General features: G+C 44.0%; 19 protein-coding genes. 14 read left to right on the forward strand and 5 right to left on the reverse strand.

The annotated features are described in order from the left end of the window. Positions 1-234: 234 nt before the first annotated feature. From gcvH to DN068_RS09840, 5 genes are all read left to right on the forward strand, one after another. Positions 235-615: a glycine cleavage system protein GcvH gene (gcvH, locus tag DN068_RS09820; protein ID WP_110998736.1), complete on the forward strand. Its 381-nt coding sequence runs from the start codon at positions 235-237 to the stop codon at positions 613-615. A gap of 97 nt (positions 616-712) precedes the next feature. After that, positions 713-1,051, forward strand: coding sequence for a VanZ family protein (locus DN068_RS09825; RefSeq protein WP_165836343.1), 339 nt, complete (start codon positions 713-715; stop codon positions 1,049-1,051). Further along, positions 1,051-2,076 (forward strand): GHMP family kinase ATP-binding protein, encoded by a 1,026-nt coding sequence (locus DN068_RS09830; protein WP_110998738.1) that lies wholly within the window; start codon positions 1,051-1,053, stop codon positions 2,074-2,076. The genes DN068_RS09825 and DN068_RS09830 overlap by 1 nt, the downstream gene beginning before the upstream one ends. 142 nt (positions 2,077-2,218) lie before the next feature. After that, positions 2,219-2,920 (forward strand): nucleotidyltransferase family protein, encoded by a 702-nt coding sequence (locus DN068_RS09835; RefSeq protein WP_110998739.1) that lies wholly within the window; start codon positions 2,219-2,221, stop codon positions 2,918-2,920. A 3-nt stretch (positions 2,921-2,923) separates the two neighbouring features. Next, a complete protein-coding gene (locus DN068_RS09840; protein WP_110998740.1) occupies positions 2,924-4,048 on the forward strand; it encodes a glycosyltransferase in 1,125 nt (374 codons plus the stop codon). A 475-nt stretch (positions 4,049-4,523) separates the two neighbouring features. On the opposite strand, the gene ruvB is transcribed toward DN068_RS09840, so the two are convergent. Continuing rightward, positions 4,524-5,552 (reverse strand): Holliday junction branch migration DNA helicase RuvB, encoded by a 1,029-nt coding sequence (gene ruvB, locus DN068_RS09845; RefSeq protein ID WP_110998741.1) that lies wholly within the window; start codon positions 5,550-5,552, stop codon positions 4,524-4,526. A 179-nt stretch (positions 5,553-5,731) separates the two neighbouring features. Between ruvB and DN068_RS09850 the strand changes: the two genes are divergently transcribed. The 9 genes from DN068_RS09850 to DN068_RS09885 all read left to right on the forward strand — a co-directional run bounded on the left by DN068_RS09850 (position 5,732) and on the right by DN068_RS09885 (position 16,225). Next, complete coding sequence (locus DN068_RS09850; RefSeq protein WP_110998742.1) at positions 5,732-6,883, forward strand: cystathionine gamma-synthase; 1,152 nt, start codon at positions 5,732-5,734, stop codon at positions 6,881-6,883. Between the two features lie 96 nt (positions 6,884-6,979). Further along, positions 6,980-7,681 (forward strand): CoA transferase subunit A, encoded by a 702-nt coding sequence (locus tag DN068_RS09855; protein ID WP_110998743.1) that lies wholly within the window; start codon positions 6,980-6,982, stop codon positions 7,679-7,681. 42 nt (positions 7,682-7,723) lie between these two features. Beyond that, complete coding sequence (locus tag DN068_RS22510) at positions 7,724-8,107, forward strand: four helix bundle protein (RefSeq protein WP_165836344.1); 384 nt, start codon at positions 7,724-7,726, stop codon at positions 8,105-8,107. A gap of 61 nt (positions 8,108-8,168) precedes the next feature. After that, the gene (locus DN068_RS09865) at positions 8,169-8,825 is read left to right on the forward strand and encodes a CoA transferase subunit B (protein WP_110998745.1); all 657 of its coding nucleotides are present in this window, start codon (positions 8,169-8,171) and stop codon (positions 8,823-8,825) included. Positions 8,826-8,837: 12 nt separating this feature from the next. Further along, complete coding sequence (gene arsC / locus DN068_RS09870) at positions 8,838-9,185, forward strand: arsenate reductase (glutaredoxin) (protein WP_110998746.1); 348 nt, start codon at positions 8,838-8,840, stop codon at positions 9,183-9,185. Positions 9,186-9,311: 126 nt separating this feature from the next. After that, positions 9,312-9,719, forward strand: coding sequence for a hypothetical protein (locus DN068_RS22065; RefSeq protein ID WP_165836345.1), 408 nt, complete (start codon positions 9,312-9,314; stop codon positions 9,717-9,719). Between the two features lie 28 nt (positions 9,720-9,747). After that, entirely contained in the window at positions 9,748-13,263 is a 3,516-nt protein-coding gene (locus DN068_RS09875; protein ID WP_165836346.1) for a PKD domain-containing protein, read from the forward strand. A gap of 120 nt (positions 13,264-13,383) precedes the next feature. Continuing rightward, positions 13,384-14,430 (forward strand): hypothetical protein, encoded by a 1,047-nt coding sequence (locus DN068_RS09880; RefSeq protein ID WP_110998748.1) that lies wholly within the window; start codon positions 13,384-13,386, stop codon positions 14,428-14,430. Between the two features lie 262 nt (positions 14,431-14,692). Next, the gene (locus DN068_RS09885) at positions 14,693-16,225 is read left to right on the forward strand and encodes a P-loop NTPase family protein (protein ID WP_110998805.1); all 1,533 of its coding nucleotides are present in this window, start codon (positions 14,693-14,695) and stop codon (positions 16,223-16,225) included. Positions 16,226-16,382: 157 nt separating this feature from the next. Here DN068_RS09885 and DN068_RS09890 read toward each other — a convergent pair whose 3' ends face one another. From DN068_RS09890 to DN068_RS09905, 4 genes are read right to left on the reverse strand one after another with little or no spacing between them, the layout of a single operon-like run. Next, positions 16,383-17,987, reverse strand: coding sequence for a T9SS type A sorting domain-containing protein (locus DN068_RS09890; protein WP_110998749.1), 1,605 nt, complete (start codon positions 17,985-17,987; stop codon positions 16,383-16,385). A 10-nt stretch (positions 17,988-17,997) separates the two neighbouring features. Beyond that, positions 17,998-19,632, reverse strand: a complete 1,635-nt coding sequence (locus DN068_RS09895; RefSeq protein WP_110998750.1) for a T9SS type A sorting domain-containing protein — start codon at positions 19,630-19,632, stop codon at positions 17,998-18,000. A gap of 10 nt (positions 19,633-19,642) precedes the next feature. Further along, the gene (locus DN068_RS22515) at positions 19,643-19,786 is read right to left on the reverse strand and encodes a T9SS type A sorting domain-containing protein (RefSeq protein ID WP_110998751.1); all 144 of its coding nucleotides are present in this window, start codon (positions 19,784-19,786) and stop codon (positions 19,643-19,645) included. After that, positions 19,771-21,240, reverse strand: coding sequence for a hypothetical protein (locus DN068_RS09905; protein ID WP_123985300.1), 1,470 nt, complete (start codon positions 21,238-21,240; stop codon positions 19,771-19,773). Before DN068_RS09905 ends, DN068_RS22515 begins: the two co-directional genes overlap by 16 nt. Positions 21,241-21,250 lie beyond the last annotated feature (10 nt).

The following is a 21,250-nucleotide window of genomic DNA, read 5'->3' on the forward strand; positions in this document are numbered from 1 at the left end:
ATTTTTCTTCATGGATAAAGGAACACAACATTAGTAAGACGCCTTCCCAAATAAAATCGTTAGGTATCGGGGCCGGTTAAACGGTTAAAGGATGATTTAGATTCGTGCAATGCTGCTCTCCGGATACCCGTTTGACCATCCATCATTGATCAGGCAACGGCGAGGTTTGACTTTTCAGTTTGACTTTTTAGTTTTTAAGGCAAAAACCACTACTTTTACGCGCAAACATTTTATATGCAGTTTCCAGATACACTGAAATACACTAAAGATCACGAGTGGATCAAAATTGAAGGCAACGTAGCTACAGTAGGTATTACAGAATTTGCACAACGCGAATTGGGTGATATCGTTTATGTAGAAATCGAAACTAAAGGCAAATCACTGGGTGAAAACGAAGTATTTGGCACTGTAGAAGCCGTAAAAACAGTATCTGACCTGTTCCTGCCTGTAAGTGGTACAATCACTGAGGTAAATGCTGCGCTCGAAGCTAACCCGGAATTTGTAAACCAGGACCCATACGGTCAGGGCTGGATGATCAAAATGACTATCGATAACATGGGTGAAGTAGAGAACCTCATGGACGCTGCTGCTTACTCCGACCTGGTAGGCGCGTAATCCGATGTGGAAAGCATTCACAACATCATCTCCTTATAAAAAAAGAGCAAGGCTACTGGCTACCCTGTGGACCTTGCTCATTTTTATTTTGTGCTTTATGCCCGCCAAAGATGTGCCAGACGTGGAATTTCCGCTGGCAGATAAATGGGTGCATTTTGTACTCTTTGGCACATTCGCCTTCCTATGGCTTTGCAGCTGGCCCGGCAAAAAAACAAATCGCCTGATTGCGATGTTTATTTTTTCTGTCATTGTTGGCTGGCTCGTAGAAGAAATACAAGGCATGCTGCCTTCACTCGGCCGCAACAAAGACGTGATGGATATACTTGCAGACAGCATTGGCGGCATTCTTGGCATTGCGCTCTTCTATATTTGCAGTACTATTGCTGAAAGGAAGATTTCCCGCGCTTCTTCCAATACTCATACAATTACCGACTAATGATTTACCGTAGCAAAGCACCCCTTCGTATCGGCCTGGCCGGTGGTGGCACTGATGTAAGCCCGTATTGCGATCTCTACGGCGGCGCCATTCTCAATGCTACTATTTCACTTTATGCTTATGCTTCCATTGAGCCAATCAGCGAGCCAATTGCGGTAATTGAAACGGTGGACCGTGGTGAAAAAATCACGCTTGATCTCGCTGCTTCATTTCCCATAGATGGCCATCTTGATCTGGCGAAAGGTATCTATAACCGTGTAGTACGTGAATTTGGTCCGGTACCTTCCGGCTTTAAGCTAACTACGTTTGTCGATGCCCCGGCAGGTTCTGGTCTTGGGACTTCCTCTACTCTGGTAGTGGCTATTCTGGGTGCCTTTGCCGAATGGCTCCGTTTACCGCTTGGCGAATATGACATGGCGCACATTGCCTACGAAATAGAACGTGAAGAGCTGGTAATGGCCGGAGGCAAACAAGATCAGTATGCGGCTACTTTTGGCGGTGTCAACTTTATGGAGTTTTATGATAAAAACACGGTCATTGTAAATCCGCTACGTATCAAACCGCAGTATTTATACGAACTGGAAAACAACCTGCTGCTGTACTTTACCGCAACAAGCCGTTTGTCTTCGACTATTATTGAAGCGCAGACGCAGAATGTAAAAGACAACAACCAGCAATCTATCGAAGCGATGCACCACTTGAAGGAACAGGCGCGTATGATGAAAGAAGCATTGCTGAAAGGAAAAATACATGAGATCGGTTCTATCCTCGACTTCGGATTTCAGTATAAAAAACAAATGGCGCAAGGGATTTCCAACAGCCGGATGGATGAAATCTATGACACGGCTTTAAAGGCCGGCGCAACAGGAGGCAAAATAACTGGTGCCGGCGGCGGTGGCTTCATGATGTTCTACTGTCCGGGCAATAGCCGCTATAACGTACAGCAGGCGCTGAAAAATTTTGGTGGTGATTTTCGTCCCTATCAATTTACAGAAAGAGGCCTTTTTACGTGGGCAATTAAATAAAGCCTCCTCCAGCTCCTCCAAAAGAAGGAGGACTCCAAACCGTGCTTCGCCCATTAAATAATAGCTTAATTGTCCATTATCAATTGTCAATTGAAACGTTTTTTTGACTTTTTGCTTTTGACTTTTGACTTTTGACTTGAATATGGAATGTATCGTTTTAGCTGGTGGTCTTGGAACCCGCTTACAAGGCGTAATTGGCGCTTATCCTAAATGTATGGCGCCGGTAAATGGCTTGCCATTTCTGCATTATCTGTTTGTATACCTCGAAAAGCAGCAATGCAACCGCGTCATTTTATCATTAGGATTCAAACATGAAGTAATTACACAATGGCTTGACACGCAAGACTGGCCTTTTGAGATTGATTACGTCATTGAAGTAGAACCATTGGGAACAGGTGGCGGCATCCAGCTGGCACTCGAACAAGCAGCCGAAAACGATGTGCTGGTGCTCAACGGCGATACTATGTTTATGGTAGACCTGGCGGCGATGCTGACTTTTCACCGTGAACAAAAAGCGGAAACAACATTGGCTTTAAAAGAAATGCACGCATTCGATCGCTATGGCATTGTGCATACTGACGACGCCGGTCAGATCATTTCTTTCGAAGAGAAAAAATACATGGAGAGCGGCCTGATCAACGGCGGCATTTATACGATTAACAAAATGGCATTCTTCGGCAAAGAACTGCTAAAACGTTTCTCTTTCGAAAAGCAATACCTCGAACTATTCGTTGCCGAAAAACAGTTTTACGGCTACCGCAGCGAAAGTTATTTTATAGATATCGGCATTCCGGAAGATTACCACAGAGCGCAACAGGATTTTAAAACAATTTTTGAAGATTAAGAGATGAAAATAGCAATTATCGGATCTGCACACCCACTTCGCGGCGGCGGCATCGCCACTTTCAATGAACGTATGGCTTATGCGCTGCAGGAAGAAGGCCACCAGGTAGCTATTTACTCGTTTTCTCTGCAATACCCCAATTTTCTTTTCCCGGGCAAATCGCAATTTACTGATGAGCCTGCGCCGAAAGGATTGAAGATTCACAGCATTATTAATTCCATCAATCCGCTGAATTGGTTGTCTGTTGGCCGTCGTATTAAAAAGGAAAAACCGGATTTGGTCATCGTACGTTACTGGTTGCCATTTATGGGGCCATGCCTTGGTACCATTCTGCGCATTGTTCGAAAAAATAAACATACACGTATTCTCTGTATCGCCGATAATGTGATTCCGCATGAGAAACGTCCGGGTGATGTACAGTTTACGAAATACTTCATCAAGCCGGTTGATGCGTTCATCACAATGAGCCGTGATGTGCTGAAAGACCTGCAGACTTTTACCAATAAACCATCTTTGTACACACCGCATCCGTTGTATGATAATTACGGCGATGCTGTTCCTATGGCGGAGGCACGAAAAAAGCTGAATCTGGATCCGCATGGTAGATACCTTTTGTTCTTCGGTTTTATCCGCAAATACAAAGGGCTCGATATTTTGCTGGAAGCAATGAATGATGAACGTATTAAAGCCGCGGGAATAGAATTAATTATTGCGGGCGAATACTACGAAGATAAAGCACCGTACGAGCAGCAGATGGCTGACTACGGGCTCAAAAGCCTGCATCTGTTTACAGACTTCATTCCAAACGATGAGGTAAAATATTATTTCAGCGCTGCGGATTTGGTGACATTACCTTACCGTGACGCAACACAAAGCGGCATTACGCAAGTAGCGTATCATTTCGAAAAACCGATGATCGTGACCAATGTCGGCGGTATTGCAGAAGGTGTTCCAGATGGGAAAGTAGGCTACATAGCAGCGCCAGATGCAAAATCAGTTGCGGATAATATTTTGAAATTCTTTACGCCGGGCGCAATTCCAAACCTGCATGAAAACATCATTCAGGAAAAACAGAAATATAGCTGGGGCGTATTTTTGGAAAGGCTGTTTAAAACAATAAACCTCTGATCGCTGATTTTCAGATGTCTGATGTTAAGTTGTGGGCAGTGTTCCTCATGATGTGAGCCCGTTTTATCGCGGGACCCTTCCTGCGTCAGGGTGACATTATGGTTATACGCCTGTTCCGCAAAATCTACCGACTTTGTTGCAACGGCAACCGGTTTCATGACCGGAATAAAATAATCTTAATCGAAAACTAGTCCGGTCAGGAGACCTCATCCGCACGAACGAAGTCTGAGACTTCGCTCAACCATGCGGGTCTTTGCGAGGAATTCCCAAACAGCAGAGCTGTGGGGATGACGTCGCAATCTGATTTCGCGACGGAAAAATTATTCTCTGATGTCTCATTTGCCCGTTGTAAACTAAAAAGTGCTTCACAACATATCACATGACAGTAGGATTATACGTCCAGAATTTAAGTTGACAACACACAGGTTATCGGTTATTATGTGCCAATTGCAAATCTTCAATCACAAATCTCAAATTAGAAAAGCGTATGGTCTCCGCCGCCACGCCAGCCTTTTCTATCTAGATGACGATAGGCTTTTTCGGTGGCTTCACGACCACGCGGTGTACGGATGATAAACCCTTCCTGAATCAGGAATGGCTCGTAAACTTCTTCAATCGTTCCCGCTTCTTCACTTACGGCCGTCGCAATATTATTGATACCCGTCGGACCGCCTTTAAATTTATCGATCAGCGTAGACAAAATACGGTTGTCCATATCGTCCAGACCATGTTTGTCAACGTTCAGCGCGCGTAACCCATGTTCTGCAATCGCCATATCGATCACACCATTGCCCAGCACCTGTGCAAAATCACGCATACGGCGCAACAGGCCATTAGCGATACGCGGTGTACCGCGACTTCTGCCTGCTATTTCAAGTGCAGCGTCTGAAGTGATTTTTACATTCAGCAAATTGCCCGAACGCATGATAATACGCTGCAATACTTCCTTATTATAGTAATCGAGTCTTGACTTGATACCAAAACGGGAAAGTAACGGGGCCGTCAGCAAACCAGAGCGGGTTGTAGCACCAACCAGTGTAAACGGATTCAGATTAATCTGTATACTTCGTGCAGAAGGTCCACTATCGATCATGATATCGATTTTGAAGTCTTCCATAGCGGCGTACATGTATTCTTCTACCACCGTACTAAGGCGGTGAATTTCATCGATAAAAAGTACATCGCGCGGTTCCAGGCTCGTCAATAAACCTGCAAGGTCGGCTGGTTTTTCGATGACTGGTCCGCTGGTTTCTTTGATATTTACGCCCAACTCATTGGCCACGATGCGCGACAGCGTCGTCTTTCCCAGCCCGGGAGGACCGTGAAACAACACATGATCTAAAGCTTCACCGCGTAAATTGGCGGCTTTGATAAAGATGCGGAGGTTTTCTATGAGTTGCGGCTGACCGGAAAAATCCTCAATCGATTGCGGGCGGATACTGTTTTCGTATTCCTTCTCCTGCATATTCAGATCATTCGTCGGCCGCACATTGGATTTTTCCATGCGCTAAAGATAATCATTTACCTCCGCTAACTCCTCCTGAAGGGGGAGACCCCCCAACACGTCCTTCGCCGGTCATTATGTAGAGACGTAGCATGCTGCGTCTCTACAATTGTCAACTGTCAATTGTTAACTGTGAACTGAAGAATGCTACCTTTGTTCCGTTTCAAAAATTCTGAATCATGGCAGATAAACATAAACTGGCCACTCGCCTCATTCACGCAGGCGTTCACCCCGATCCAACCACGGGTGCCATTATGACTCCGATTTACCAAACTTCTACTTATGTACAAGCAGCTCCCGGCGATCACAAAGGCTATGAGTATGCCCGTACACAAAACCCAACCCGCACAGCGTTGCAAGACGCACTGGCCAGCATTGAGAACGGTCAGTACGGCCTTTGCTTCGGCAGCGGTATGGCAGCGACAGACGCAGTAGCAAAGTTGCTCCAACCGGGTGATGAAGTGATTGTTTCCAATGATCTTTACGGCGGTACTTATCGCATTTTCACCAAAGTATTTGCCAACTACGGCATTAAGTTTCATTTCATTGATATGAGCGATGCGCAAAACATCCGCAATTATATCAATGGCAATACCAAAATGGTTTGGGTAGAAACGCCAACTAATCCACTGCTCAATATCATCGATATTGAAGCGGCAGCAAAAATCAGCAAAGAGCACAAACTGCTGCTGGTGGTTGATAACACGTTCGCTTCTCCATACCTCCAGAATCCGCTCGATTTTGGCGCTGATATCGTATTGCATTCTGCAACTAAATATCTCGGTGGCCATAGCGATGTGGTGCATGGCGCGCTCATCATGAATGACGCTGCACTGGAAGAAAAACTCCGCTTTATCCAAAACAGCTGTGGCGCAGTTCCCGGTCCACACGACTGCTGGCTGGTACTGCGCGGTATCAAAACATTGCATGTTCGTATGCAACGCCATTGCGAAAACGGTAAAAAAATTGCTGAATATCTGCGCAGCCATCCGAAAGTAGGCAAAACGATCTGGTGTGGTTTTGAAGATCATCCAAACCACGCAATCGCGAAGAAACAAATGCGCGACTTTGGTGGTATGATCTCTTTTACGCTGAAAGATGATAACATCAACGCGGCGCTGGAAGTACTGAAGAAAACGAAACTCTTCTCGCTTGCTGAATCACTCGGTGGTGTAGAATCACTGATCGGTCACCCGGCCACAATGACACATGCGTCTATCCCACAGGAAGATCGCATTGCCCGCGGTCTCTCCGATTCTCTCATCCGGCTCAGCGTAGGTATTGAGGATATAGATGATCTGATCGAAGATCTGAAACAGGCTATAGGATAATTGGTCAATTAGTTAATGAGGCAATTCGGCAATTAAGTCGAAACGTACTCGCGACCACTTAACCTTTTAACTTTTTAACGAATTAACTAATCAGAAATGGGTTTAAATAAAGTTGTTACAAACGCGGACGAGGCAATTAAAGACATTCAGTCGGGTGCGACTTTGATGCTTGGTGGCTTTGGTCTTTGCGGCATTCCGGAAAATTGTATTTCCGCACTCGTTCGCAAGGGCGTTAATGAACTGACTTGTATTTCTAACAACGCCGGTGTAGACGATTTCGGCATTGGTCTGCTGTTGCAGAAAAGACAAGTAAAGAAAATGATTGCGTCTTATGTTGGCGAAAACGCAGAGTTTGAGCGTCAGCTGCTCAGCGGCGAACTGGAAGTAGAATTGATTCCGCAAGGCACACTGGCTACACGTTGTATGGCGGCTGGCTATGGCATGCCTGCAGTTTTTGTACTGGCTGGTGTTGGTACGGAAGTGGCGGAAGGTAAGGAAACACGCACTTTCGACGGTAAAGAATACTTGATGGAATATGCGTTCAATTCTGATTTCGCCATCGTAAAAGCATGGAAAGGTGATACGCAAGGCAACCTGATCTTCAGAGATACTGCCCGCAACTTCAACCCAATGATGGCAATGGCTGGCAAAATCACCATCGCTGAAGTAGAAGAACTGGTACAACCCGGCGAACTGGATCCAAACTTCATCCACGTTCCAGGTATCTATGTTCACCGCATTTTTCAGGGAACAGACTATGAGAAACGGATTGAGCAACGTACTACACGTAAAAAATAGTCGGCAAAACGATAATTGGTTAAAGGGTTAAAACGTCGTTGCGTGGAAACATTCAAAACATACAAAAGCTTTACAGAATTGGAAGTTTGGCAACAGGCGAGAAATTTCAAAATTGATCTGTATGAATTGATACAAAGTTTTCCGACCGGGGAAAAATACAGTTTGACAGATCAAATCAAAAGAGCATCGAGGTCAATTGCGAGTAATATAGCAGAGGGATACGGTCGCTTTTCATACAAAGATCAAATGCATTTCTGCATACTGGCTCGCGGTTCTCTTTTTGAATGTCAAAACCATATCATTGATGCACACGATTGCCAATATATTTCGGACGACGCTAAAAAAATCTTTCTGGAAAAATCAAATAATCTAAGTAGAATTCTCAACGGTTATATTTCCTGGCTAAAGACAATGGCGAACAAATAATGGGCGGCAGACGCTGACTTGTTTAACCATTTACCTTTTTTAACCATTTAACTAACTAAAAATGGCACTTAATAAAGAACAAATTGCTCAACGAATAGCTAAAGAACTAAAAGACGGCTATTACGTAAATCTGGGTATCGGAATACCGACATTGGTGGCCAACTACATTCCGGAAGGCGTGGAAGTGGTACTGCAAAGTGAGAATGGGTTGCTGGGTATGGGTCCTTTTCCTTTTGAGGGAGATGAAGATCCGGATCTGATCAACGCTGGTAAACAAACTATCACAACTTTACCAGGCTCGTCAATCTTCGACAGCGCTATGAGCTTCGGGATGATCCGTGGTGGCAAAGTAGACCTTACCGTTCTCGGTGCTATGGAAGTAGCAGACAATGGCGATATCGCCAACTGGAAAATTCCGGGTAAAATGGTAAAAGGTATGGGCGGCGCGATGGACCTCGTTGCAGCTGCAAAAAATATCATTGTGGCGATGCAGCATACCAATCCGAAAGGAGAAAGTAAACTGTTGCCTAAATGTACTTTGCCACTCACAGGCGTGCACTGCGTGAAAAAAATCGTTACAGATCTCGGCGTTTTCGAAGTAACAGAAGAAGGCTTCCGCTGTCTGGAATATGCGCCGGGCGTCACTATTGAAGAGATCAAAGCAAAAACAGCTGGACGTCTCGTAATTGCCGATGATGTAAAAGAAATGGCTGTTTAAAAAACATTCATCATGTCAGAGATCATTATTTACCACAACGGACGCTGCAGCAAAAGCCGCGGTGCTTTAGAAATTCTCCAGGAAAAAGGAGTACCGCATGAAGTGCGCTACTACCTGATGGAACCACTTTCCAAAGCCGAACTGAAAAGACTGCTTAAGAAACTGGGCATGAAAGCGGAAGAGATCGTACGAAAATCAGAGACGCTTTATAAAGAAGAATATAAAGACAAAAAACTTACCAATGAAGAATGGATTGCGGTATTGGCCGAACATCCGATTCTCATTGAGCGACCAATTGTCGAAAATGGAGACAAAGCTGTAGTGGCGAGGCCACCAGAAAAAGTATTGGAAATCCTCTAAGCTTTTTAAGTTCCTCAAATAGTTTAACGATCCCAACCGAGCACTCGGTTGGGATTTTTTTAATACGTAAAATCATTTATATAACTTGGTAGAAAATTCCGGAGCTCTATTTAAAATTATTATTAAATGAAAAGACTCTTCCTTCTTGCTATTTCATGTGCTATTACATTTCAGCTTTCAGCCCAACAGAAAAATTCCGAAAAAGAATATGCGCATAAACCTTTGTGGATCGGGATGATGGACGATACAACTGCAAACTTCTTTGAGGTGGAAAAAGCCTACAACACTTATTGGGCACACCACGAAAAGCCGGAAGGCGAAGACGATGTGATCGGCGAGCACAAAGAGCGCGAAAAAATCCCTTCAAAACGCAAGCAGAAAAAAATCTGGTCAGAGAATGACCTTCGCATGGCGGTTAAAAAATATGAACGCTGGCACGAAAGTACGCTGCCATGGGTCCGCGACGACGGCCGCATTCTTACACCGAACGAACGGCTTGCTATATGGAAAGCGCAGCAAAATACCAGTAAATAACCACATCTCTCATTTGCAAGCAGCAGTTATGAAATCATTTTTACTCGCTTTTTCCCTACTCGTCGGTTCAGTTTACATAAGCACTGCACAACAGGCAATGGGCCCCTGGAGCAATACCGGACCAATTAATTTTCCTATAAATGTTAGCGGTCAGGTAGATGGCATTGGTCGCGTCAGCCAGATTAAATTCCACCCGACAAACAACCAGAAAATATATGCAGTAAGCGCATCTGGCGGATTATATATTTCGTCGAACAACGGACAAACCTGGGCGCCTACGATTGGCACCGAGACTTTGCCGGCAACGTCTTGTTCCGCAGTTTGCGTTGACTATACCAACGATCAGATTATTTACCTGTGTCTTGGTGATGCCAATTACTACAGCAATAACTACGGCATTTATAAAAGTACTGACGGCGGCATTACCTGGAACGCATCCAATAGCGGCATTGGCGCCAACATGGCGGTAGAGATTCTGATGGACCCTGCCAATCACAATAACATCGTTGCAGCAACTAAAGGCGGTATATGGAAAACCACAAATGCCGGCGCTTCCTGGACATTAAAAGCATCCGGACAATTCCGCGATATGAAAGCGGCTCCGGCGAGCAGCACAAAACTCTATGCAGCAACAGCAACACAGTTCTTCGTCAGTAATGATTTTGGTGATACCTGGACACAAATCACCAGCGGCATTGTTGTTCCATCCGGTAACGGAGGTATGCGCATTGCTGTGAGTGCGGCAGATCCTTCACGTGTATATTTGGCGACCACGGGCAGCAACGGCGTTATTATGCGTTCGGCAAACGGAGGTACAAGTTTTACTACCACTTACAGCAGCTCATCGCAATGCCTTGTTTGCTATGATGCCAATCCCTCTTCGGGCTCACAGGGAGACTATAATCTCGATTTAACCTGTAATCCGCAAAACGCCAATGAAGTGATACTGATTGCGCACAATGTATGGCGTTCCACTGATGGTGGCGTGAACTGGAGCAAACGCACCAGCTGGTACAACGAAGTGCATACGGATATGCATCACATTGAATTTAATCCCTACAACAACGCGCAGCTGTTTAATGCGAATGACGGTGGCGTATGGCTTTCTACAGATACTTTAGCGACTGCATGGTCACCGAGAAGCGACGGACTCGCAGCTACCGAAATATACCATGCCGCTCAAAGCCCTCAGGTGCGCCAGATGGTAAGCATCGGTACGCAAGACAACGGTGAACTTTATTTTAGCAACAACTGGAAATGTAATCGCGGTGGCGACTGGAGCGCAAAATGCAGATTCGATTATGCGACACCCGCCACAGTATACTATCTGGGTAACGGCAAACGCCGAAATCTTTTGCCATTAGGCGGTGAGCAAACTTATAATTGCCCGTTTGATCCAACCAATAATGCAACGCTGGAGTTCTTGCCTTCAATGACGAACGTTGCGTTCATTGCCAAAGACAGCATCTGGTGCAGCACGAATATTAATACAAGCAATCCGATTTGGTCGCTCATCCGCAGTGCTACTGAAACAATCAGAGATATTGCTTCGTGCCGGGCAGACAGCAATATCCTCTATTATGTGACATCCGCAGGACATATTTTCCGCAGCGACAATGCACTGGCAACAGCTCCGGTATTTACGCAGCTCAACACGCCGGGCAGCACCTCCGCTACTGCTAGTATTACAACCAACAAGAACAATGCAAATGTGGTATTTCTATCCTGCAATGCGGGTATTTACCGCTCTGCCGACAAAGGTGTTACCTGGACAAATATCACTGGCACCGGGCTTTCGGGCGCCAACATCCGCAAGATTATCCACGACGATAACTCAACCAATGAACGCCTGTTTGTAAACGCTGCAAACTTTGTGCATTACAAAGACAACACAACGGCAAGCTGGACCAATCACAGCACCAATCAAGGATTGCCATCTGTTTGTAACGTCACCGATATGATGATTTACAACCCAGGCAATGCATCTTCCATCTTGCGTCTTTCTACCTATGGGCGCGGCGTTTGGGAATGCGATATCAATGATAACCTGCCACCGTTTGTTGATTTTATTGCAGACAAACAACAAGTATGTCCGGGAGATACCGTTCGCTTTTACAAGACTGTTTATGGAAATGCAACCTCTTTCAGCTGGACGTTTCCCGGTGGCACGCCAGCCACGTCTACGCTAGATTCTCCTGTGGTCGTATACAATACTGTAGACACGGTTGATGTAACACTTACCGCTGCAAGCCCGGGAGGCACTACAGCCAATACAAAAACCGCTTATATCCGCATCACCAACGGACAGACTACGCCGCTGGCGGAAGGCTTTGAAGGTGCAACTTACCCGCCTGCAAACTGGCAATTACTATCAAACAGCGGTAACGCATGGCAGCAAACCAGTACTGTTGGCGGCTTTGGCGCCAGCGCACATGCCATCACATTTGACAATTATGATAATGACGCCGGTGGCATGCACGATATTATTTTTACACCAACGGTAGATCTCACGGGCACAACAAAGGCCAGGTTAACCTTTGACGTGGCCTATGCTCCTTATAGCTCTGCTTATCCCGACAGCCTGATGGTACAGATATCTACTGACTGCGGAAAACATTATATCCCGATTTACATAAAGAGCGGAAATACACTTGCCACCGCACCAGCCTACACAAGTTCAACTTTTGTTCCGACAGCAGCCCAGTGGCGCAAAGACACTATTTCGCTCAATTCATATACCGGTGGCAGCATAAAATTATCCTTTGAAAATATCGGATACTACGGACAAGCAATTTACCTGGACAATATCAATATTGAGAGGTCACCGTCTGCTGATTTTTACACGAACGACACAGCCACTTGTATCAACAACGTTGTGCACTTCATTGATTCATCAACAAATGCTACTTCTTTACTGTGGTCTTTTCCTGGCGGCACGCCATCTAGTTCTACGCAACAACAGCCTTCTGTAACATACGCCAGCGCTGGCTTTTATAGTGTTACGCTTAAAGCCATTAATGGTTATGGTGTCGATACCGAAGTAAAAACCAGTTATATCAACGTTCATCCGTTACCAACGGTATCAATCGTAAATACAAACAACATCCTGACAACCACCGGCACCAGCGGAACCTACCAATGGTATCTCAATGGCAACCTCATCAGCGGTGCAACTAATAACAGCTATCAGCCCACACAAGCCGGCAACTATACAGTAAACGTTGCAGATGCAGCGGGCTGCAGTGCCACCTCCGTGGCATATACTTATCTCAGCGTTAACAACGTAAAAAGCGGCGCAACAAAAATATATCCGAATCCTACTTCTGGCATATTGAATATAAGTGTTGCCGAGCTTCACGGAGCAAGCGCTATCATCAGATGTTACAATGCTGCGGGCGTAATGGTAAAAGAAATGACCACGGCAATCATAAATAGCAAATTGCAATGCCAGCTGAATCTGGAAACATTGCCACGCGGCATTTATAGTCTGCGCATCTCATCAAATGAAGGACAGCAAATCCGTCAGAATATTGTACTGAAATAGCATTTCTTTTAAATCGCTGATACAAAGCGAAAATCATATCATTTTTACTCAAAGGCTCTTTAAATGGAGCCTTTTTTACTATATATTTTTTATCTTAGGAGTTTGTGTAACCCCAAACAAATGCTCTTTAGCAGAAAAATAAATTTGCTGTTCTGGCTGCTGCTTTTCTCGCTGCCGGTGATGGCGCGTGAACATGGTAAGAAAAGTCCTACTGAACAAGATATGGTCAGCGAGATTGTTTCCTGCCTTAGAGCAAAAGACGGTTATGCCTACATCAAACTTTTCCCGCCCAGCGACAGTATGGCTTCGTGGATTGTACAGAGCGCCGATCAGCAAAGCAAACTCTACGCAGAAATGGTGAATCAATTGCAGAACCCGGAAATCGGGATGCATACAGACTCTATGATTGACGCACTTGCCAAGGGCAGTTTCGACTCTGTGATTACCAAAGGTGAAAACATGGGCATTCATTGGAGTGCCATTGTGCAGGTTCGCTACGAACTGATAAAAATGAAAGAAACCCGCGATAGAGTTTACGAAAAAGTAGCGCCCACACGGTTTCTGGGATTCATCTTCTTTCGTGATATGCTGACGCGAAAAACATATGGCGTTTCGGTCAATGATATCATGCAAATACGCGGCGACTGGTATGGTGGTCAGATCAAAGGATTATTTCTTGCATCCACAACGGATGAATATCTGGCTGCGCTGAAAAAGAAGAAAAAGAAAAATACTGACTCGCTAAAAACGGCAGCAGCAACAGAGTCTGCAGATGCACCTACAACCGGCCCACAAAAAATCATCGTAGAGCGCAAGCTTTATTCCGGCATGTTTGATAATCAGATTCCCGTTCAGCTTTACATCCGTTATCTCAAGGGGAATTGCCCCGAAGTAACCTGCATATGGGAGGCTTTCTACAAATTCGGCGATCAGGATGATTATATAAAACTGGATGTTTCTAAGAACCCCGACGGCAAATGGGTTTTTACCGAAAATCCCGCTCAAGGCAGTATGGAGTTAACCTTAGACAAAGATAAATATACAGGCACCTGGCTTTCTTCCGACAACCAGACAGGCTACGATGTAAAACTCACAGAAATCCCCGCCACTCCTAAAAAGATTGAAAGAATGGATGAGGTGTTTGAGAAAGAACTTTTTTCTAAGTAATGTGGAGCATGTGTTTTTAATCTGAGGGAATATGCTTGTCAATTCTCTTGAACCGGCAGATAGGAAATATATTCTAGTGCCTCGGAGATTAAACACACAGACACATCTGTCACATCCAAACAAATTCACACATTTCAGCGAACTATCGAATTAACCAATTGACCGATTGATCCGACAGCAGAATCGACGAGCCGTAGACTGAGATTGTTCCGTAACTTTAATGAACGCAGGCAGCCGGCAAAACCGGCATGTTATTCATTTTATGCAACAACCAACAATAAGAACACTCGGCGAACTGAAGCAATCGAACTACCAACCGAAATCGGTGAAAGAAGAAATTCGCCAGAATCTCATAAAAAGCATTCAGCAGAAACAACATCCATTCAATGGCATTATCGGCTATGAAGACAGCGTCATTCCGGATGTAGAACGTGCATTATTATCACGCCACAACATATTGTTTCTCGGGCTCCGCGGACAGGCAAAAACGCGTATGGCCCGTGAAATGGTGCAGCTGCTCGATGAATGGATCCCATATGTCGCGGGCAGTGATATCAACGACGATCCGTTTGCGCCAATCTCCTACCACGCGCGTAAAACCGTTGAAGAAATGGGCGACGCTACGCCAATTGAATGGCTGCACAGAAGCGAACGCTACGGCGAAAAGCTGGCAACACCAGATGTGTCGGTTGCCGACCTTATCGGTGATGTGGATCCAATCAAAGCTGCGAACATGCGCTTGAGTTTCGCGGATGAAAATGTCATTCACTATGGTATCATTCCACGCTCGCACCGCGGCATTTTTGTGATCAACGAATTACCAGATCTTCAGGCACGCATTCAGGTTTCACTGTTTAATATTCTGCAGGAAGGCGATATTCAGATACGTGGTTTCAAATTGCGTTTGCCATTGGATATATTGTTTGTCTTCACTGCAAATCCCGAAGACTATACGAACCGCGGCAGCATTGTAACACCGCTCAAAGACCGTATCGAAAGCCAGATCATTACGCACTATCCGAAAACGGTAGAGATCTCGCAATTGATCACGTCTCAGGAAGCTAACGTACTCGAGGACCAGACGAATCTGGTAACAGTTCCCGACCTCTGCAAAATTTTGATTGAAGAGATTGCCATGGAGGCACGCAAAAGCGAATATGTAGATCAGAAAAGTGGCGTAAGTGCGCGTCTTACAATCTCTGCTTATGAAAACCTGGTGAGCACTGCAGAACGACGTGCTTTACGCGAAGGCCACGGACATAAAACAACCACACGCATCGCTGATTTTATTGGTGTGATTCCTTCTATTACCGGAAAAATTGAATTGGTGTATGAAGGTGAAATTGAAGGGCCTGCGAATGTGGCCTATCGATTAATGGGACAAGCAATACGCGCTGTGTTCCTGCGTTATTTCCCAGATCCTTCTTCTTTCAAAAAATCTGGTGGTAATTCCCGCGAGCAGGCAAAAGCGAAAGGCAAGCCAAATCCATATCAACCCGTAATCGACTGGTTTGGAAAAGGTAATGAACTCATTATGTTGCAGGACGAATCTGATGCAGCACATACGGAGAGACTGTATCAGGTAGACGGATTGTATAGCGCCGTAAAACAGTTTTATGCGAATGAAAGCGAACAGCAAACTGTGCTTTTAATGGAACTAATGCTGCATGGCCTTTCTGAATTTTCGCTCATCAGCAAAAAAGGCGTAGAAAGCGGTGGATACAGCTTTGGCGATATTCTGGGCAGCATGCTCAATTTTAATCTTGGTGGTGAAGACGAGGAAGAGGACGTCTGATCGCTGATGTCTGATTTTGCTCGTCATGAATAATAGCTTTAAATGTAAAGAGGTCAACGCTGTTGACCTCTTTTTTGTGTAACAAGCGCATTTACATTTTACCTTTTTCATTTCACTTGTCACGCAACATATTAAATCAGCCGTCAGAGATCAGCCATCAGCGATCTTTAACGAACTTCGTTTGATATACCTCATCATCCTTAGACATCAGACGAATTAAATACAAACCCGGCGGAAGCAAAGCAACGTTCAATTCATTTTTTCCAGACGTCAACGATTGATTGATCACTACGCTCCCATCCATTGCGTAGACTGTTGCACTTTTTAGTTTATCAAAAACATCATCTACAAAAACCTTGCTGGTTGCGGGATTAGGATATACATTGAAACGATCACGGATAACGGGCTGTGTTGTATTTGACACTCCAAGCGAACCGGTGCTGTCAATGTAGTATGCCAATGGATCCCATCGTACCGAGTTTACACCACAAAGCACAATGCCGCTTCGCTGGTATGCAGACACTACATAATTTACAAACGAACAAGAATTGCTGCCCGAATAAATGTACTTAGTCCATTTATGATTCAGGTTGGTATCGGCACAAATAATCTGCAGGTAATTATCTGGTGTAAGGCAGGTGTTCTCTAAATAATCTGAATGCGTGTTATTAGCATAATAAATATTGCCATCAAATGCATTGTAGGTTATTGTTTGCCAGCCCGGGAATTGCCCACCGTGGTACTTATCAAGACTATCCTTACCAGACACTATCAGATATTTATCTATCTGGAAAGGATAATCTAAACTGCGGCGTGAGATTACAGATTGTACCGTGTAATGATTAACTGGAGTATTATACGCGCAATGCCCCTGTATCAAAGTACCGGAAGGAAGCAGCATGGAAGTTGTATTAGCTTCCCAATAACTAAATACATTAGGCAGTCCGTTGAAATCCCCTGAACGAAATGTATCAATAACGGAAAATGTAGTATCCAATACCGTAATAGAATAATCTTGAGCAAAGGGACCGACAGGTAAGAAACCTTCCCCCCAGACCGCTATTCTGTTTTTGCTGGTGCAAAGGTTCGCCACATAATGTTCACCTGGAGATGTTACCACCACTGCCGTTTTATCCCCTAAAGTATCATGCCGGAGTATATTTACCTGCCCATCCAGCTCCATAAATTTAGACATCGTAATTCCATCATACTGCAAAGTGTCATAAAGTGTATAAGTAACAACCGGCTTATTCCCTACAAAAGCCAGCTCCTGCAGAGCAGGGTTAAAGAATTGCTCGGTTCCGTCGGTCATCACTAATCTTTTATCAGAAACAATTTGCTGCAGCGAGGTATCAAATACCGTACAGTAAATGCAACATTTAAACTGTTGGTATTGTGGTAAGTTAAAATTCTGTGCTATAAATTTATGATAGAAGAGATAGATATGTCCATCCGACGATATTTTCATTAGTGATTGTAGATTCACCAAACTATCCACCTGCAGCGTATCGCCCGCTGCAATAGTTACCCCAATCTCTGCATTGGTATATTTATTCACTTTATGAAGTAGGTACTGATGCGGATGATCATAATAAATATCCTGAGCCGCAAGAGAGGTATCATAACTGAGAAAATAGTAGGCGCCGCCATATTCCTGAAAAACGTTAGGTAAAATATGCTGCACCCCTGTTTGCGGCAAAATATTGATCTGTGCTTTGCTTAGTAAAGGCAGCAGGAAAAGAAAGAACAATAGCTTTTTCATAAGGAATATGTTACTCTTTTATAAACTTCGTTTGATATACCTCATCGTCCTTAGACATCAGACGAATTAAATACAAACCCGGCGGCAGCGTCATGATATTCATTTCGTTTTTCCCAGCTGCCAATGATTGATTAATGACTACCCGGCCATCCATTGCATATACAGTTGCGCATTTTAAATTATCAAACACATCGTCCACAAAAATCTTGCTAATAGCGGGATTGGGATATATGCGAAAACGATCTCGGATGAAAGTGTTGGGGGTGTTGGGAACGCTGAGAGATCCGGAGCTGTCGATGTAATAAGCGAATTGGTCTGTTTGGCCGTTATACGGCATGTAGTGGTTTGAACCACATACTACCACCCCCGGCCTTCCATCGCCCGCGACTACATGATCTACCAACGCACAAGCGCTGCTATCGGCATGAATATACCTTGTCCATTTAAGATTTAAATTAGTGTCTGCGCAAATAACCTGGACATAATTTTTAACACTAGGACCATAAGGGCAATAGTTGCCCATGAGTTCTGAATGCGTACTATTCGCGTAGTAGAGATTGCCATCTACGGTATTATACACGACCGTTTCATAAGGAGGACCAGGAGCACCATGATTCCAATCAAGGCTGTCTTTGCCTGCAACCAGCAAATACTTTTCTATCTGAAAAGGATGATTTAAATGCCCTCGCGTAATAGCGGACTGTAGTGTTCCTCCATAATTAACCTGCGGACTGGGATACGCACAATGCCCCTGTATGAGTGTACCAGTTGGCAATAAGATTGAATTAGTAAAACCCTCCCAATAACTAAACTTATTAGTTAAGCCGTTCCATTCGCCAGAACGGAAGGTATCAATCATAAAAAGTGTAGTGTCAAATACCATAATAGAATATTCCCACGGATCTGCTGACAAAAAGCTTTCCCCCCACACGGATATCCTATCACCAACTGCGCAAATGTTTGTGACATAATGTTGGCCCGGCAACGCCGCTACCGTTTTAATTCCCAATGTGTCGTGAGCCAGGATATTTGCCTGCTCGTCCAGTTTAATGTATTTAGCCAATGTCACGTTGGTATACTGGAGGGTATCAAAAAGATTATAACCAAGTACTGGATTCTTGCCAGCAAAACAAAGCGCTGTTGGAGTGGGCTGGTACATTTGCTCGTATCCATCAGCCAGCACTAATCTTTTGTCTGAAACAATCCGATGCATCAAAGTATCAAACACCGTGCAATAAATACCAATCTTCCATTGCCGGTAAGCGGGCAAACTAAAATCCTGTTTAATATATTTTTGATAAAACAGGTAAATATGATTGTCCGGTGATTTCTTCATCAAACAATAAATATTGTAAGACGACAATGAAATAAGGCTATCCACTTGCAACGAATCTCCCATAGCGATTGTCGCACTGGTGACAGTATTATTGTATTTATCTACTTTGTTGAGTAGAAACTGGCGCGGATGATTCTTAAAAATGTCTTTAGCTGCAACGGAAGTATCGCAACTAAGAAAATAATAAGCTCCGCCAATCTCTTGAAATGTATTCACCAGAATATTCTGCACACCAGTCTGTGGCAAAATATTGACCTGTGCTTTGCTTAGTAAAGGCAGCAGGAGAAGAAAGAACAATAGCTTTTTCATAAGGAATATGTTACTCTTTTACAAACTTCGTTTGATATACCTCATCGTCCTTAGACATCAGACGAATTAAATACAAACCTGGCGGAAGTAAAGCAACGTTCAATTCATTTTTTCCTGCTGCCAATTGTTGAGTGATCACTACGCTCCCATCCATTGCGTAGACTGTTGCTCTTTTAGTTTATCAAAAACATCATCTACAAAAACATTGCTGGTTGCGGGATTAGGATATACATTGAAACGATCACGGATAAAAGCTTGCTCAGTATTGGGAACGCTTAGTGAACCGGTGCTGTTGATGTAGTATGCGAATGCCCCCGCATCAGCGTTATTAGGAACTGTTCTTTCGGAACCGCATACAACAATGCCTGTTCTATTATATCCAGGCACTACATGATATGGTATAGCACAAAGATTATTTCCTGAATAAATATATTTAGTCCATTTGTGGTTCAGATTTGTGTCGGCACAAATAATCTGTATATAGTTAGTATTTTTCCCTACACAACTTGTCTCGTAGTCCAGACTATGTGTACTGTTTGCATAATAAATAAGATTGTCCATTTCATTGTGAACAATAACATCACATTTACCACCTGAACTATGAGAGTAGTCGACCGTATCTTTTCCATAAATCGGCAAGTAACTGTCGATCTGAAAAGGATGATTTAACTGATGTCGGGTAATTACAGAATGTATTCCATTTGCGGCATAATTCATCGATGCATGTCCTTCAATCACTGTTCCCGACTTTAGCAAAACAACACAGTCATTCATTTCGAAATAAGAAAACCCTTGAGATCCGTTATAATAATCATGACGGAACGTATCCACTATTGACAATGAAGTATCCAGCACAAGAATGGACATCATCTGGTTATAGTTATCAGGTGGCAATAATTGAAAACCCAATACAAAGACTTTATTTTTTGCTGTTTCAATTATCCCGACCTGATGCGCTCCTGGTAATTCCATTGCTGCTTTTACCCCCATTGTGTCGTTTGCGAGGATATTAGCCTGTGCATCCATTTTCAGGTATTTAGAGAGATAATAGGAGCCACCGGTATCCGAAAGATCATAAGACAGTAAAGAATTGTCCCCAACAAAACTCAGCACGCTCGGAATCGGGTTGTACATCTGCGCATATCCATCCATCGCCAATATTCTTTTATCATGTACAAATGGCTGCAGTAAAGTATCAAAGGCCACGTAGTAAATACCAACTTTCCACTGCCGATAATACGGCAAACTAAAGTCCTGTTTAATCTGCTTGCGATAAAAAATACAGATTTGATTATCCGGTGATTTTTTCATCTGAATACCATAAGACGAAATAAGACTATCCACCTGCAATGTATCTCCCATTGCAACAACTGCACTCATAACAGAATTGGTGTTTTTATCAATTTTGTTGAGTAAATATTGATGCGGATGATTATTGAAAATGTCTTTAGCTGCAACGGAAGAATCGTAACTTAAAAAATAATAAGCGCCGCCAATCTCTTGAAATGTATTCACCAGAATATGCGGCACTCCTGTTTGCGGCAAAATATTTATCTGCGCTCTGCTAAGTAAAGGCAACAGGAAAAGAAAGAACAGTAACTTTTTCATAAGGAATACG

Origin of the sequence: Taibaiella soli, from assembly GCF_003236175.1 — a bacterium.
Taxonomy (GTDB): domain Bacteria; phylum Bacteroidota; class Bacteroidia; order Chitinophagales; family Chitinophagaceae; genus QKTW01.